The 16,205-nt window shown below is 72.2% G+C and carries 11 protein-coding genes; 6 read left to right on the forward strand and 5 right to left on the reverse strand.

What is annotated here, in order from left to right; translation table 11 throughout:
* Window positions 1-11: 11 nt before the first annotated feature.
* On the reverse strand, window positions 12-644 hold the full coding sequence (locus tag HNR25_RS11635; RefSeq protein WP_184634944.1) for a class I SAM-dependent methyltransferase: 633 nt from the start codon (window positions 642-644) through the stop codon (window positions 12-14).
* Window positions 645-959: 315 nt separating this feature from the next.
* Between HNR25_RS11635 and HNR25_RS11640 the strand changes: the two genes are divergently transcribed.
* Together HNR25_RS11640 and HNR25_RS11645 are read left to right on the forward strand one after the other, a co-directional pair.
* Window positions 960-2,501: a long-chain-fatty-acid--CoA ligase gene (locus tag HNR25_RS11640; RefSeq protein WP_184634947.1), complete on the forward strand. Its 1,542-nt coding sequence runs from the start codon at window positions 960-962 to the stop codon at window positions 2,499-2,501.
* A 436-nt stretch (window positions 2,502-2,937) separates the two neighbouring features.
* Complete coding sequence (locus HNR25_RS11645; protein ID WP_184634949.1) at window positions 2,938-3,762, forward strand: hypothetical protein; 825 nt, start codon at window positions 2,938-2,940, stop codon at window positions 3,760-3,762.
* A gap of 136 nt (window positions 3,763-3,898) precedes the next feature.
* On the opposite strand, the gene HNR25_RS11650 is transcribed toward HNR25_RS11645, so the two are convergent.
* Window positions 3,899-5,017 carry a S1 family peptidase gene (locus HNR25_RS11650; protein WP_184634951.1) on the reverse strand — a complete coding sequence of 373 codons (1,119 nt, stop codon included), beginning with the start codon at window positions 5,015-5,017 and terminating at the stop codon, window positions 3,899-3,901.
* A gap of 649 nt (window positions 5,018-5,666) precedes the next feature.
* On the opposite strand from HNR25_RS11650, the gene HNR25_RS11655 reads away from it, so the two are divergent.
* The 3 genes from HNR25_RS11655 to HNR25_RS11665 all read left to right on the forward strand — a co-directional run bounded on the left by HNR25_RS11655 (window position 5,667) and on the right by HNR25_RS11665 (window position 9,629).
* On the forward strand, window positions 5,667-5,936 hold the full coding sequence (locus HNR25_RS11655) for a GlsB/YeaQ/YmgE family stress response membrane protein (RefSeq protein WP_184634953.1): 270 nt from the start codon (window positions 5,667-5,669) through the stop codon (window positions 5,934-5,936).
* 566 nt (window positions 5,937-6,502) lie between these two features.
* Window positions 6,503-8,101 (forward strand): LCP family protein, encoded by a 1,599-nt coding sequence (locus HNR25_RS11660; protein WP_184634956.1) that lies wholly within the window; start codon window positions 6,503-6,505, stop codon window positions 8,099-8,101.
* 265 nt (window positions 8,102-8,366) lie between these two features.
* Window positions 8,367-9,629 (forward strand): L,D-transpeptidase, encoded by a 1,263-nt coding sequence (locus tag HNR25_RS11665; protein WP_376767493.1) that lies wholly within the window; start codon window positions 8,367-8,369, stop codon window positions 9,627-9,629.
* Window positions 9,630-10,114: 485 nt separating this feature from the next.
* Here HNR25_RS11665 and HNR25_RS11670 read toward each other — a convergent pair whose 3' ends face one another.
* Both HNR25_RS11670 and HNR25_RS11675 read right to left on the reverse strand, forming a co-directional pair.
* Window positions 10,115-11,605 carry a hypothetical protein gene (locus HNR25_RS11670; protein WP_184634958.1) on the reverse strand — a complete coding sequence of 497 codons (1,491 nt, stop codon included), beginning with the start codon at window positions 11,603-11,605 and terminating at the stop codon, window positions 10,115-10,117.
* A gap of 379 nt (window positions 11,606-11,984) precedes the next feature.
* Window positions 11,985-13,115 carry a hypothetical protein gene (locus HNR25_RS11675; RefSeq protein ID WP_184634960.1) on the reverse strand — a complete coding sequence of 377 codons (1,131 nt, stop codon included), beginning with the start codon at window positions 13,113-13,115 and terminating at the stop codon, window positions 11,985-11,987.
* A 529-nt stretch (window positions 13,116-13,644) separates the two neighbouring features.
* On the opposite strand from HNR25_RS11675, the gene HNR25_RS11680 reads away from it, so the two are divergent.
* Window positions 13,645-15,387, forward strand: a complete 1,743-nt coding sequence (locus HNR25_RS11680; RefSeq protein WP_184634962.1) for a sensor histidine kinase — start codon at window positions 13,645-13,647, stop codon at window positions 15,385-15,387.
* A gap of 67 nt (window positions 15,388-15,454) precedes the next feature.
* Here the strand turns inward: HNR25_RS11680 and HNR25_RS11685 are convergent, their stop codons facing one another.
* Entirely contained in the window at window positions 15,455-16,132 is a 678-nt protein-coding gene (locus HNR25_RS11685) for a response regulator (protein WP_184634964.1), read from the reverse strand.
* Between the last annotated feature and the right edge of the window lie 73 nt (window positions 16,133-16,205).

Consider the following 16,205-nt stretch of genomic DNA (forward strand, 5'->3'; position numbering starts at 1 on the left):
GCCGACCGGGGTCACACGCGCCGGATGCGGGCCAGCCACGCCGCCTGGTCGACTTTGCCGCCGCGCTCGGCTCCCAGCGCGGCCGCCATGCCGTCGTCCACGACGGTGCAGCGGTACCGGGCGGCGCGCAGGTCCTCCAGGTCCCAGCCGGTGCCGAACGCGTCGCGGATGTCGCTCTCTCCGACCCGCGGGCCGACACCCGGTTCGGCGTCGGAGAGCGCCAGGACGTGCACCAGCCCGCCGGGGCGGCAGGCGGCGTGCAGGGCGGCGACGTAGGCCGCGCGGTCGTCGCCGCCGAAGACGTGGAAGAGCGCGCTGTCGACCACGGTGTCGTAGCGGCGGTCGTCCTCGCCGAGAGCGAAGGCGTCGGCGACCGCGAACTCCGCTTCCGCTCCCTGCTCGGCGGCGTTGGCGCGGGCCGCCTCGACGCCGCGGGTCGAGAAGTCCACGCCCCGCACGGTATAGCCCCGGAGCGCGAGGTGGACGGTGTTCTCGCCGGTGCCGCAGCCGGGGTCGAGGACCGATCCGCTGATCCAACCGTCCCGTTCCAGAGCCGCGACCTCGGGTTGGGGCTCCCCGATCACCCAGGGCGCCGTGTCGTTGTCGTAGAGGGAGTCGAACAGCGACTCCGACGGTGTCGTCATGGTGGGCCCTTTCGAGGTCGATCCGGTACCGGCGGGTGCGGACTCCGCGCGGGGCCGCGGCGTTCGCGCGCGGCCGCCGGAGCGGTCGGAGCCCGCCCCGATCGTCACTCTGCTACCTCAAGTCTGGTCGAGGTCAACCGGATTCCCCGCGCAGCGGCCCGGTGGGCGCCGCGGCCCGGATCGCCGGGCGGCCGGCGCCCGAGCGCACCGGTTCTGTGACGTGGACCCCATTCATACCTACCGGTCGGTATTCTTCTCTGCGACTATGGCATCCGACATACGACGCACCGGTGCCCCGCACGTAGGAGGACCCCCATGCTCAATCTGGCGATCGTGCTGGAGGACAGCGCCCAGAAGTACCCGGACCGCACGGCCCTGGTCCACGGCGACATCCGCATGCCCTACTCCATGCTCGACGGGCTCGCCGGCCAGGTGGCCAACCTGCTGGTGGAGCGCGGCGTCCGCCCCGGAGACAAGATCGCCCTGGCCTGCCCGAACCTGCCGTACTTCCCGATCGTCTACTTCGGCGCGCTCAAAGCGGGCGCGGTGGTGGTGCCGGTGAACGTGCTGTCGCAGTCCCAGGAGCTCGCCTACTACCTCGACGACGCCGAAGCCAAGGCGTTCTTCTGCTTCGAGGGCACGCCCGAGCTTCCGCTGGGCGAACGCGGCAAGGAGGCCTTCGACGCCGCGCCCGGCACCGAGCACTTCTTCGTCCTGCCGGGCGCCGCCCTGGCCACCGAGTCCTCCATCGAGGGGGCCCAGACGCTGTGGGCCGCGCTGGAGGGGGTCTCCGACCGTTTCGAGTCGGTGCAGACCGCCGCCGACGACACCGCCGTCATCCTCTACACCAGCGGCACCACCGGCCGCCCCAAGGGCGCCGAGCTGAGCCACCAGAACATGCTGATGAACGCGATGGTCAACGACGAACTCGTCCCCGGCTACGACGGCGAGGACTCCACGATGGCGGTCCTGCCGCTGTTCCACTCCTTCGGCCAGTCCTCGATCATGAACGCGGCACTGCGCCGGGGCGCCAAGCTCGTGCTGATGCCCCGCTTCGAGCCGGTCGAGGCGCTGAAGCTGATGCGCGACGAACACGTCACCCTGTTCGCGGGCGTGCCCACCATGTACTGGGCGCTGCTGTCGGCGGTGCGCGCCGGCGGCCTGGAGGTTCCCTCCAGTCTGCGTTCGGCGGTCTCGGGCGGGTCCGCCGCGCCGATGGAGGTGCTCAAGGAGTTCCGGGAGCTCTTCGGCGTGGAGATCCTCGAAGGCTACGGGCTCTCCGAGACCGCGCCGACGGCCAGCTTCAACCAGCTGCACCGCCCCACCAAACCGGGCTCGATCGGGTTCCCCGTGTGGGGTGTGCAGATGAAGCTCGTCGACGGCGACTGGAACACGGTCGAAGGCGAAGGCCCGGGAGAGATCGCCATCCGCGGCCACAACGTCATGAAGGGCTACTACAAGCGCCCCGAGGCCACGGCCGAAGTGATGCGCGACGGGTGGTTCCGCACCGGCGACATCGCCCGGCGCGACGACGAGGGCTACTACTTCATCGTCGACCGCGCCAAGGACCTGATCATCCGCGGCGGCTACAACGTCTACCCGCGCGAGGTCGAAGAGGTGCTCATCGCGCACCCGTCGGTCTCGCTGGCCGCCGTGGTGGGCGTGCAGCACGACACCCACGGCGAGGAGGTCGCGGCGTTCGTCGTGGCCGAAGAGGGCACCGAGCCCACGGAGCAGGAGCTGATCGACCACTGCCGCGAGCAGCTTGCCGCGTTCAAGTACCCGCGCTCGGTGGAGTTCCGCGACGCCCTGCCGATGAACGCCACCGGCAAGATCCTCAAGCGCGAACTGAAGTAGCGCGGGCCGGCCCCGCGCGCGGCGCCCGAGGAGCGCTCCGGCGCCGCGCGGCGCGGCCGCCGAGAACCGGTCCCGGACCTCGACGGCCCGGGACCGGCCACGCGACCGGTGTGCGGCGCGCCCTCCCCTCATCGGCGCCCGCCGCCGGTCCGTCCGCCCCCGCGGTCCATCGTCCAGCGGACCGGTCGCGGGGTTCTTCGGAGACGATCTCGTGCGCGCAAGTCCATATTCGCGGCCGTCGACGTGTCAAGGGCGGCGCCAGCCGCGACGCGCGGCACGGCGCGCCGTCCGGGCCGCCGCCTCCTCCCGGGCGCCCTCGGGGCGACGGTGCACGAACTTGACAACACGCACCGCGTTCGCGAATCCTCACGGATCACGCGAAGCCGTACAGAACGGCACGCTCCCCGCTCCCCCTCGGAGGTCTTCCGTGTACGACATGCTGCTCGTCCTGACGGGCGCCGGCATCAGCCTGGTGACCAGCGTCGTGGTGACGTGGGTCCAGGGCCGGCAGGCCCGCAAGGGCGAGAACCGCGTCGCCGCCCGCGAATCGACGCGCGAGCTGACCGGGCTGTTCATCGCCGAACGCGAGGGCGCCGCGGAGAACGGCGGAACCGAACCGACGCCCGCTCTGGCCGAGGCCGAGATGATGTCGGTGGCGATCACCGACCGCCGCACCCGCGAGCGGATGCGGGCGGTCATCCGCCTGCTTCGCGAACTGCGGCTGCCCGAACTCCAGGAACTCAGCGGCGCCAACCCCGCGGTCCTCCGGCCGCTGCTGTGCGACCACGCGCTGGAGGTGCTGGGCTCCCACTTCCGCAACGAGCGGCTGCCCGCCCTTCCGCAGAGCGTGCAGAAGATGCTCGACGTCGAAGACGAGGCGCTGAACATCCACGCCGGCGGCGCACCGCGCAACGTCGCCTCCGCGATCAAGACCTCGGACGCGACCGCCGGTACGGGCGCGGGCGCCGATGCGGGCTCCGCGCGCCCGTCCGGCTCCTCGGGCAAATCCTCTCCGGCCAAGGGCTCCGGTTCCTCGTCCAAAGGCTCCGGTTCCTCGTCCAAGGGCGCCGGGGCGTCCTCAGCGGGCACGTCCGGCTCCGCGACCGACAGCGGCGAAGCGCCGGCCCCGCGCGGACGCATCCGCCGCAAGCAGGGGTCCGGCGAGGAGTCCGACGCGTCGGCGCGCCGCTCCAAGACCGACAAGGGCGCCGACGCCGACGCCGAGGAGCACACGTCCTTCTGGAAGGACGACGACGCCTGACATGTAGTGCTCCCGCGCGAAAAGCGCCACGCACACAGGCGGGCGGCCCCGGTGCAGACAGGTGCACCGGGGCCGCCCGTTTCATGTGTCGGGGGTGTCGGGGGTGCGGCCGGGGCCGCTCGGGTCGGTCAGCGGATCAGGCCAGCGTCAGGTTCCACTGCTGCAGGATCGGGTTGACCTCCTGGTAGTAGGTCGTGCCGCCCCAGGTGCAGTCGCCCGAGCCGCCGGAAGTGACGCCCTGGGCCTGGTCGCCGCTGATGAACGAGCCGCCGGAGTCGCCGGGCTCGGCGCAGACGCTGGTGCGCGTGAGCCCGTAGACGGTGCCCTGGGGGTAGCGCACCGTCTGGTTGCGGGCCTCGATGGTGCCGCAGTGCCAGCCGGTGGTCGAGCCCGAGCGGCAGATCGACGAGCCCACGGCGGCCTGGCTGGAGCCGTTGACGGCCACAGTGCCACCGGAGTAGTCGTTGACGCGCGGGGTGGGGTTCCACCCGCTGGTGCGGACGTAGGCCATGTCGCGGGTCGGGAAGGTCGAGCCCGCGAAGGTGCCGCTGCCGCCGTCGGCGCCGGAGACGGAGGCGCCGCCGCTGCCGCAGTGGCCCGCGGTCACGAATCCGGTGGTGACGGCGAAGCCGACGGAGCACCGGGAGCCGCCGTTGATGTAGTAGGCGTTGCCGCCGACGATGTCGGCGAAGGTCTCGGGCTTCTCGGAGCTCTCCTTCACCTTGACGGCCGACCTGTCGACGCCGGCGTCGGCGAGGAACTCCTTGCCGTCCTTCGCCTGGCCCCGGTCGACGGTCATGACCACACGGTCGGACTCGACGTCGGCGTACCAGCCGGTCACGCCGGATCCGGCGTCCTCGGCATCGGCGTTGAGGTTCTCCACGACCTTGTCGAGGGCGTCCTGGCCGTGGGTGACGACCTCGGCTTCGGCACCGGCGTTCTCGACGGTGCCGACCGCATCGGAGTCGGTGACCGAGACGGTCAGTTCGCCGGATTCCGCGTCGAAGACGGCGCCTCCGAAGTCGGAGCCGAGGTCGGCGCGCAGCTCGTTCTCGACGGAACGGGCCTGGCTCTCATCCTTGAGCAGCTGTCCGGCCTGGGACTCGGTGAGCCCGAGGTCGCGCTGCATGGCGTCGAGCTGCTCCGGCGCCGCCGTCGGTGCGGGATCTGCCGCCACGGCGGTGGTAGCCGCTGCGATCAGCCCTGCGGACAGGGCGATGCCGCCGAGTGCCTTGAAGTGGGGGGATTTTCGCACGTGCCTCTCCTTGAGCGGGAACGAAAGGGCGCTACGCCCGGCTCGGGACCGGGCGCGTATCCCCGGCGGGCTGGACCTTGTGGGTCCGTCCCGCCGATTCACCGACGCGTTCGGTGAATGGAACGAAACGATAAGTGAAGATCACGGCGCGCAACAGACTTGACACAGAGCGGTGGTTTTCGGCAGTCGCGCGCGTGCTGCGAGGTGCCGGCCGGACCGGCCGTCCCGCACGGCTCGCCTGACGTCGGAATTCACAAATGCGAAATGACGACCGGAACACTCATGATCACCGACACAAGGGATGATCTTGGCCGGATTCGGTCAATTTTTCCGCGCCCCTCAAGACGGACGGGGACGAATCAACCGACGTGCGAGACGCCCCGCGCCGCGAAGGGACGCTCGTTGGACGGAAGGGCCGGACTGCACGTGCGCTCCGGACGTATCCACGCCCTCGGCGTTCGCACTCCGGGCAGCGGACCTCAGCGGCACGGCGCAGGCCGACGCAGGCCGGCGGGCCGTCGGGCCGCGGACCGCCGGGGAGTCGGGGAGCCGGGGAGCCCGAGGCAGTCGGAGACGGTCTGAACGCATCCGGCCGCGCTTTCGGGAAACAGGTACCAGTGACGGACTACCGATCCGAAGGGGGGCCGTCATGGAGGTCACCGGTATCTTCACCGCGATCATCATCGGGCTGATCATCGGCGTACTCGCCCGCATCATCCTGCCCGGCAAACAGAACATCCAGGTCTGGCTGACGATCCTCGTCGGAATCGTGGCCGCCCTGGTCGGCACGGCGATCGCCGGCTTCGCCGGTTACGCGGACACCCCCGGCATCGACTGGTGGGAGCTGATCACCCAGGTCGTCCTGGCCGTGGCCGGAGTCGGCCTGGTGTCGGGCATGCGCAGCGGCAAGGGCTCCTGACCGCAGCTCGTACCCGCGAGTGCGGCGCGAGTGGGCCACGGCGCGGCCCGGATGCGCCCCTGCCCGATGGAGGCCGGACGGGGGCGCAGTGCGGCCGCGCCGACGACGAATCCGCCCGCCCTCAGCGTTGATCTTGTAGCTATCGTCATAGAAACCGGTTTCTAGTGACGGTAGCTACAAGATCAACGCGGTTTCGCGGCCCGGTTTCGCGGCCCGGTTTCGAGGCCCGGTTTCGCGGCCCGACGGCCGGTCGTCCTCCTGCCAGGACCCGCCCACCCCCGACCCGGGGCCGCCGACCGGAGGCCGATCGCACCCCGCCCTTGGTTACGGTCATGGAAACCATGGCTGTCGGTGGAGCAGAAAACACCACCCAATTTTCCGGCATACGTGACGAACACCCCCAAGTCACTCGCGCCGCATCGCCGCCGATCTCGTAGGATCCCCCTACCGCTGCGGTCACCCGGTGCGCCTCGGCCGGACCCCCTCATCACGCTGCTTTTCAGCGGGTCCGCCTTCGCCTGCCCGGAACCGGCGCAACCCCGCCCTCGGCACGAAGAGACCCCTCAATGCCCGACGACGCCCCCGGCTCCGATTCCGACGGCGCAGCTTCCGCCCCGCCGGAGGACTCCGGATCCGGCGGAACCGATTCGGCCGATACCCCGTCTACCCGGTCCGCGGCCGACGGGGCCGCCGACTCCGACGGGGCCGACACGGAAGACGAGCCCACCGGTACCGGCGGCGAGGCGTCGACCGGCGGCGACGCGGACGACGGCAAGGCGGCCGCCGACCCCGGCGGCGCACGGGGAGACGCCCACGGCGCTCCCGCGGAACCGGACGGTTCCACCGACCCCACCGGTTCCGCCGACTCCGCGGCCACCGCCGGTAGCGGCCGGCGCAGGCGCCGGGCACTCGGGTGGACGGCCGCGGCCCTGGTCCTCGTGCTCCTCGCCGGAGTCGGCACCGCCTACGGGTACTACCGCTCGCTGCAGGGCGACATCGTCCGCCACGATCTGGACACCGCCCTCGACGAAGCGGACCGCCCGGCCAGAATCGGCGACGACCTGAACATCCTGTTCATCGGCTCCGACGGCCGCGAGGGCGGCAACGCCGCCTACGGCGGGCGCGACTTCGTCGGCGAACGCTCCGACGCGCTGATGCTGGCCCATATCTCCACCGACGGCCGCGTCACCGTGGTCAACATCCCGCGCGACTCCCTGGTCGATCTGCCGGAATGCGATCCCTACGGCGAGACCGAGGGCACACCCGCCCACCACGGGATGATCAACGCGGCGCTGTTCCACGGCGGACCACCGTGCGTCGTCAAGACCGTCGAGTCGCTCACCGGCATCCGCGTCGACCACTTCGCGCACCTGACCTTCGTCGGATTCCGCGAGATGATCGACGCGATCGGCGGCGTGAACATGTGCATCCCGCAGCCGCTGCACGACGATCGGGCCAAGCTCGACCTCGACGCCGGCCGGCAGCGGCTGGACGGTGAGGAGGCGCTGTCGTTCGTCCGTGCGCGCTACGACATCGGCAACGGCGGCGACATCGGGCGCATCGACCGCCAGCAGATGTTCCTCGGCGCGCTGGCCGACGAGACCGCGGGAAGCGACCTGCTCACCCGCCCGAGCCAGGCGACCGGCATGCTCCGCGCGCTCTCCGAGCACACCGGAACCGACGACGGCTTCACCCTGCCCACGATGGTCTCGATCGCCTCGACACTGGCCGGGACCGACCTGTCCGACATCGCGTTCTACACGGTGCCCTGGCAGCGTGCGCCGTCCGACGCCAACCGCGTCGTCTGGGACGAGGACGCCGCGGCGCGGCTGTTCTCCGCCGTCCGGCACGACCGGCCGGTGCAGGACCGGCTGCTGGTGACCGGCGAACAGGACTCGGGGGACTCGGGGGACTCCGGGGACTCCGGGGACTCCGGCGGCGACGGCACCGCGAGCGGGGCGAACGACGGCGACGCCGGGGAGGCGGACGCCGCCTCGCCGACGAACAGAGCGGGGTCCGGCACGGGCACCGCCGGCGCTTCGCCGGACGCCGGCGGCGCACCGGCCAAGCCGATCACGGGACGCGACGCGACCTCCAACCCGTGCGCCAACGGTCTGGGGCAGGGCACGCAGAGCGATGAAGAGAACGGTCCGGCGCAGCCGTGACGGCGACACACCGGGTGCGGGCGCGGTTCCGGCCCGCCGGCACGGCCGCCCCGATCAGCGCCGTCGCTGATCGCGATGGGTTTTACGAGGAAAATCTGTGATTTGTGCGAACCAGGTACCGGGGTTCGCACGTCCCACGTAGCGGGTAACGAACACCCGCACTGCACTGCGGCCGACACACCCCCCGTCGCCAAGCCCCGGTGGCATTCCCTCCTGCCACGCCCGGGACCGTGCCTGCACCCCGACGACCTGGAGGACTCCCGAAGTGACATCCCGCTTTCCACGCCGGCCCGCGGCCGGGCTGGGCGCCGCGGCCGTCGCCGTCCTGATGGCGACATCGGCATGCAGTACCGACGAGGGCGACCTGGCCAACGAAGAGCCCTCCGTCGACGCTGCCGAGGTCGCCATCACCCCTGAGGACGGCGGCGCCGAGATCCGCCCCGACTCCCCCGTCGTCGTGAGCGCGGACAAGGGCGAGATCACCGATGTGCAGGTCGAGCAGCAGCTCTCCGAAGGCGAGACCGACGAGAGCATGACCGGCAGCTTCAACGACGACAAGTCCGAGTGGGTCAGCGACTGGACGCTGCATCCCGGCAGCGATGTCACCGTCACCGCTGTCGCCGAGAACAGCGAGGGCGAGAGCAGCGAGGCCATCAGCGAGTTCTCCACCGAACCGCCGGTCGAGGGGCAGCGCCTGGAGATCGAGTCGATCAAGCTCGAACCCGACAGCACCGTCGGCGTCGGCATGCCGATCATCGTCGATTTCGACATGCCGGTCGAGAACAAGGCCCAGGTCGAGGCCGCGATGGAGGTCTCCTCCGAGAAGCCCGCCATGGGCGCCTGGAACTGGTTCGGCGACAAGCGGGCGGTGTTCCGCACCGAGGAGTACTGGGAGCCCGACCAGAAGGTCGACGTCGACCTGAACCTCGCCGGTGTGGCCGCGTCCGAAGGCGTGTGGGGCATCGAGAACCGCAGTTTCGGGTTCGAGGTCGGGCGCTCGCAGATCACGACGATCGACGAGAACGAGCACCACATGACCGTCGAGCGCGACGGCGAGACCGTCAAGGAGTTCCCGGTCAGCCTCGGCGACGCCTCGCAGCGGAAGTACACCACCACGACGGGCACCCATCTGACCATGGGCTTCCACACCGACTACCGGATGAGCAACGACACGCTCGGCGTGGACGAGGACGCCCCGGAGTACTACGAGGTGTTCGTCGACTACGCGATCCGCATCTCCAACTCCGGCGAGTTCCTCCACGAGTTGAACGACAACCCGATGCTGGGCGAGGCCAACACCAGCCACGGCTGCGTGAACATGAGCCGCGCCGACTCGCGGTGGTACTACGAGGAGAGCCTGCTCGGTGACCCCGTCGACATCACCGGCACCGACCGCGAGCTGGAGGTGACCAACGGCTGGGGCTTCTGGCAGCGCTCCGCCGACGAGTGGATCTCCAACAGCGCCACGGGCGAGGCCGACGACACCTCCGAGCCCGGCACCCCGGGTTCCCCGCACCACGAGCAGTGAGGCCTCCGGCCCTTCGGGTGTGAGCCGCACCGGCGCCTGATCGGTCGGGTGTCCGCCCGGACGCGGCAGCCGACATGAAACGGGGCCCGTCCCCACCGGATCCGGTGGGGACGGGCCCCGTTTCGTGTGCCGGGGCGCTCCCAGGCCCCCTCGTTCCCGGGAGCGCCCCGCAGCGTCGCACCCCGTCCGGTCCGGCACGGACGCGCTGCACCGAATCCGGTTTCGCACACTCCGCCTGCCGCGGGTCGAACCGACGGCGGGACGGTGCGGAATGCGAAGGCGCGGGGTGCGGCGAGGCCCCGGAAGCGGGGATCCGGCCCGGAGTTCCGACCTGGGAACCCCCACAGTTCCCAGGGCGGCGCATCCGGCCGGTCCCCGGCGTTCCCGGGGCCGGGGTGCACCGCGGCTCCGGCGGATCAGCCGCGGTGCACGGTCTCGGAGTCGGCGCGGCGCTCGGCGGCCGGGCGCCGCGCCGACCGGCCGGCTTACAGCACCGGCGTGTTGACGCCCTCGGCGACGTCCAGAGCGCCGGTGGCGCCGGCGCCGCCGGCGGCGGCCTCGGCGACATCGCCCGTCGCGTCGCCGACGTCGGCCCGCTCGGTCACCTCGTCCACGGGGGAGGCCTGCTCGTCGACGTTCTCCGCGGCGTCGGCGATGCGGTCGCCACCGGGGACGGCGGACTCGACGGCCCCGGTGTCGAGGCCCTCGACGGAGGCCGGGGTCTGCGGCAGCTGCTCCTGGACGGCCCCGGTGGAGGGCGCCGGCAGCTCCTCGGCCGCTTCGCCGACCTGCTCGGTGGTGTTGGGCAGCACCGCGCCCGCGGCGTCCTCGACCGTCTCGCCGACCGCCGTACCGGCTTCACCGGCGATCTCGGCGGGCCGGTTCTGCACGGCGGGACCCGACTGGGGCACCTCGTTGCTCAGCGGCAGGGTCTCGGCGCCGCCGGCGGGAACCATCGAGGTGAGGTCGCCGCCGCCGACCAGGCCGAGCACGTCGCCGGTGGGCAGCATGCCCAGAGGGTCGCCCTGCTGCGGCACGGTTTCGTCGGCGGGCAGGGTCGTCGCGGCGCCGCCGACCTGCTCGGCCTGCGGAACGGTCTCGCCGCGCAGCGGCAGAGTGCCGGCCCCGCCCAGCAGCCCTTCCACAGCACCGGTCGGCAGAATGCCCACCGGACCAGCCTGCGGAACCGTCTCGCCGCGCAGCGGCAGAGTGCCGGCCCCGCCCAGCAGCCCTTCCACAGCACCGGTCGGCAGAATGCCCACCGGACCAGCCTGCGGAACCGTCTCGCCGCGCAGCGGCAGAGTGCCGGCCCCGCCCAGCAGCCCTTCCACAGCACCGGTCGGCAGAATGCCCACCGGACCAGCCTGCGGAACCGTCTCGCCGCGCAGCGGCAGAGTGCCGGCCCCGCCCAGCAGCCCTTCCACAGCACCGGTCGGCAGAATGCCCACCGGACCAGCCTGCGGAACCGTCTCGCCGCGCAGCGGCAGAGTGCCGGCCCCGCCCGGCAGGCTGGGCACCGTGCCGTTCGACACCGGCAGGTCCTGACCGGACAGCAGGTCGCCGCCCGGCAGCGTCGAGGCGGCGCCGCCGACCGGGTTCGCCTGGTGGACCGCGTTGCTCAGGCCGACGGTGTCGCGGGTCCCGTCGACGGTGTCGTGGACGGTGCCGAGGCCGGACTGCGCCTGCGGGCCGACACCGGACATGTCGCCGGCCGGGGTGCCCAGGTTGGCGGTTCCGGGCGCGGGCTGCACGGTGCGCAGGTCGGCGTCCTTCAGGCCGGAGACCAGCGAGTTCGCGCCTCCGCCCAGGCCGGCGGGCAGCCCTGCGGTGACCGGGGAGGAGGTCGGCACGGAGTCAGTTGCGCTCAGCGCACCCAGGTCGTCGGCTCCGGCGGCACCTGCGCCGAGAGCGGCGACGCCTGCGGCACCGGCCGCCACGAGAACGGCCTTGGCGGACTGGCGAGCGAACTGGAACATGGAACGTCCTTCCGGATCGTCTGAATTTCGGTTGCTTCGGGGATGGACTCTGATGTGTCCGTATTTCCGCTAGCGGGCCCTGGCCAGGGGCGCCACAGCGGTTCTGGGATGACTTCGGGGACTTCTCCCGGGCTCTCCGCGTCCGTGCGTGGCAGGCACGGACGATGGATGCCGGGACCAACCTGAGGATCTGGCGGACCTCGGGCTGACGTGAGCCTCGTGGCGGAGGCGAGCGGACTCGCTGCCGATCACGGACACGGGGCTCACGTCAGCCCCCAGTGGGCGATGCCGCTGGACCGATGGGCCGGGTGCCAGTCAGGGTTCGCGCGCAGTCGCGCCGCGCTGTGCGGGGCGAACGCCGCGTCCCGGGCGTGCGGTCCTAGTCGGGAGAGAAGGTCGGCTTCTCGCCGAGGTCCCGCGGGACGTCGGCGAGAGCCTGGCGGGCGCACTGGAGCGAGCCCGCGGCCGGGGCGGCCGATGCCGCCGCCGGAAGGTACCCGGCGCACATGCCGCCGGACTGGGGGGTGTTCGCGCCGGAGCCGACCGCGGAGGCCGCCTCGGGGACGTCGGCGGCGTCGGCACGCGGCGCGGAGTCGCCGTCGGCGACGTTTCCGGCGGTGGAGCCGCCGTAGGCGGCGAATCCGGCGGTGTCGCCGACGGGAGCGGAACCGGGGAACGCTTGGGGGCTTTGCCCGGCTTCCGGCGCGGAAGCGGTCCCGCGCGCCGCCGGTGCGCCGGGGTCCTGCCCGCGGTCGGCGCCGGATCCGGTGTCGTCGTCGCCGGCGCCCGGGTCGGCGAGGACCGAGGCGCCGTCGAGGCCGGCCGGGGCGAACCCGGTCGTACCCAGTCCCGGGAAGCCGTCGGCGGTGCCGGCGGCGGCTCCCGGCACGGCCGCGGCCGCACCGGAGGCAGCCGGGGAGGCCACGGAGGCGGGCACGGTCCGGCCGACGTCGCCGACGGCCGCCACGGTGCCGCTGATCCGCCCCGTCGCCGACGTGTGCCCGTCGGACTCGGGCGACGTGTCGGAGGCGGCGGCCTCGGAGCCGCCGCCGGTCTCCCGGGAACCGACCGCCTCGGTCGCGACCGCGTCGACGCCGTCGTGCACGGCGGTGCCGACGCCGCCCTCGGGCGGGTCGGGCCGGGTGCCGCCGGAGCCGTCGGCGTCGGAAGGGGCGGCGGATCCGGCCGTCTCGGCCGACCCGCTCCCGGCGGATGCGCCGGTGCCGGCGGCCGCGTCGACGCTCTCTGCCGCCCCCGCTGTCTCTTCGACCGGGTCCTGGCCGCTCTGAGCGGCGCTTTCCCCGGTCCCGGCCACCGCGGAACCGGCCACTCCGGCGACGGCGGTGTCGTCGGCCGCCGCGTACGCAGCACCGGCGAACCAGGCGCCCGAGAGCAGCCCGGCGACCACCAGCCACCGGCGCGCTGAGGGCCACGCCCCCGGGGAGCGCCGGTCCGCGCGCACAGCCGCTGCGACGCGTACTCCGCGTCGCGAACGGTCTGTGCGCTGCATGGCGATTCCCTTTCGCGAGGCCGCTACAGAAGTCGTGGCGGTGCGGGCTGTCCGGGCGGATGCCGCCCCACCGCTCCCCTGATTACGGAAGCGGTTCCCCACACCGACCGGTAACCCGAAACCCGGGACCGGTCCGATTGGGAGTGACCGTAGCACGATCACTACAGAACGCAACCGTCCAATCACACGATCCGCGCGTCCGGCGCCCCCGGATATCCGCTTTTCGACCGGTTCGCCCGAGCGGTGGTTCCGGGCGTTCGGCCGGCCATGCACGGGCGCGTCGCCGCGGCCGCCCGCAAGCGGCGGTGCGTGCACCCGCGGCGCCGTCCCGAGCGGAGCGCGCCCCTCGGTCGCCCGTGCCTTATCCTGCCGAGGACCGGGCTTTACGTACCCCGGCGATCCGGGGGCGCCGGTCGACCGCGCCGCTCCGGCGCGGCGGCGGGGAACTCCCTCATCTTCCCGGTCGTGCCGATTCCGGCCACGGCGATCGCCCTCCGCGATAACGTATGCACCCGGAGGTGTGCATCCGATGCCCGACATCCCGGAACACTCACTGCTCCCCAAAATGCGGCTCGACGAGCTCATCTCCGAACTCCACATCCGGTTGGAGTCCGCACTGTCGACCCGCGACCGCGTGCACTCCCTGCTGGAAGCCGTCCTGTCCATCGGCAGCGATCTCGACCTCGCCACCGTGCTGCGCCGGCTGACCGAGGCCGCGGCGACCCTGGTCGATGCGCGCTACGCGGGACTGGGCGTACTCGACGACGAGGGCAACTTCGCCGAATTCATCCCGGTCGGGCTCACATCCGAGCAGTCCGCCGGCATCCACGTCTTCCCCCTCGGCGCGGGCATCCTGTCGGTCCCCACGCGCGACCGTGCCGCGCTGCGGCTTCGCGACGTCTCCGAACACCCGGAGTTCCACGGGATGCCGCCGGGCCACCCGCAGATGCGCTCGTTCCTCGGCGTGCCGATCCAGGTGCGCGACGAGGTGTTCGGCAACCTCTACCTCGCCGAGAAGAGCAACGACGGGGAGTTCGACGAAGAGGACGAATCCATCGTCACCGCCCTGGCCACGGCGGCGGGCGTGGCCATCGAGAACGCGCGGCTCTACGAGGAGACCCGGCTGCGCGAGCGGTGGCTGGCCGCCTCCACCGAGATCACCACGCGGCTGCTCTCCGGCGCCGACAGCGGCGAGGTGCTCGGCTACCTCGCCCAGCAGTCCCGCGAGATGTCCGACGCCGACGTCGCGATCGTGCTGCTGCCCGACTCCCGCGACCGCGACCTCGTCGCCGAGTTCGCCGACGGGCCCGTGGCCGACCAGGTGATCGGCACGACCATCGGCATGTCCGATACCAAATGCGGCTGGGTCTACCGCAACGGCGAGCCCGCCACCGTCTCCGACCTGCGCCGGGCCAACTGCCCCATGCTCACCCACCGCGGCTTCGGCCCGGGGCTGCTGGTACCGATCGGCACGCCCGACCACACCCGCGGTGTGCTGCTGCTGGGCAAGATGAGCGCCAGATCCCCGTTCAACGAGGCCACACGCCGGATGATCGACTCCTTCTCCGCGCAGGCCGCGGTGGCGCTGGAACTGGCCGAGGCGCGCCGCGACGCCGAGCGCCTGGTGGTACTGGAGGAACGCGACCGCATCGCCAAGGACCTGCACGACGTGGTGATCCAGCGGCTGTTCGCCTCGGCCATGACGCTGATGAGCACGGTGCGCCTGATCGGCGACGCCGAAGCCGTCGACCGGGTGCAGCGCACCATCGACGACCTGGACGAGACCATCCGCGAGATCCGCTCCACCGTGTTCGCGCTCCAACTGCCGTCACAGCCGCAGCACACGTCGCTGCGCGACCGCATCCTGAGCGCGTCCGAGAGCGCGGCGCGCTCGCTGGGCTGCCAGCCGGGCGTACGCCTGGAGGGGTCCATCGACACCTCCGTGCCCGAGGACGTCGGCGAGCAACTGCTGGCCGTGCTCGGTGAGGCGCTGTCCAACGTCGCCCGCCACGCCGACGCGTCCGAGGTGCACGTTTCGGTGCAGGCCGACGAACGGCTCACCCTACAGGTCGACGACAACGGCCGCGGCATCCCCCGGAACGGCCGCCGCAGCGGGCTGCGCAACCTGGACGAGCGGGCGGTGTCGCTGGGCGGCGAGTTCAGCACCGAGGCGCCGCCCGCCGGCGGCACGGCGCTGCGCTGGAGCGTACCGCTGCACGGTGGCCGGGACGGCGACGGCGACGAGGACGAAAACGGACACGTGCCCACCTGATCCGGCCCCTGTTCGCCCCCGTTCGCCCCGGATCGCTCTGGATCGCCCCGGCAGGCGCCGGCGGCCGTCAGCGCCGCTTGCTGCGCAGCTCCGCGACGAGGATCGCCGCCTGGGTGCGGCGTTTGAGATCGAGTTTGGACAGCAGGCTGGACACGTAGTTCTTCACGGTCTTCTCGGCCAGGTAGAGCCGTTCGCCGATCTGGCGGTTGGTCAGCCCTTCGCCGATCAGATCGAGGATCTGGCGCTCCTGGGGGCTCAACTCCGCCAACGGGTCCGGCTCCGGCGCGCTCTCCCGCAACCGCTCCAGCATGCGCCCGGCGCTGGCGGGGTCCAGCAGCGATCCGCCGGCGGCCACGGTGCGCACGGCGCCGACGAGATCGGCCCCGTGGATCTGCTTGAGGACATAGCCGGCCGCGCCGGCCATGACCGCGTCGTAGAGCGCGTCGTCGTCGGCGAAGGACGTCAGCATCAGGCACGCGATCGCCGGGTGGTCGGAACGGATCTCGCGGCACACGCTCACTCCGGACCCGCCCGGCAGCCGCACGTCCAGGATCGCCACATCGGGCGCCGCGAGCGGGATGCGGGCCAGGGCCTGCTCGGCGGTGCCGGCCTCGCCCACGACCTCCACGTCCGGTTCGCTCTCCAGCATCGCGGCCACACCCCGCCGGACGACCTCGTGGTCGTCGACGAGGAAGACGCGAATGGACTCGGCCCCCGACCCTGCGTCGGCACCTGCGGTCGTCATCGGCGCCTCGTTTCGCTAGCGACACTTGCCCGGATACGACCGTAGCCGCCCGCGGCGCCGCAAGCACCGCCGA

Origin of the sequence: Streptomonospora salina (genome assembly GCF_014204715.1) — a bacterium.
Taxonomy (GTDB): Bacteria; Actinomycetota; Actinomycetes; order Streptosporangiales; family Streptosporangiaceae; genus Streptomonospora; species Streptomonospora salina.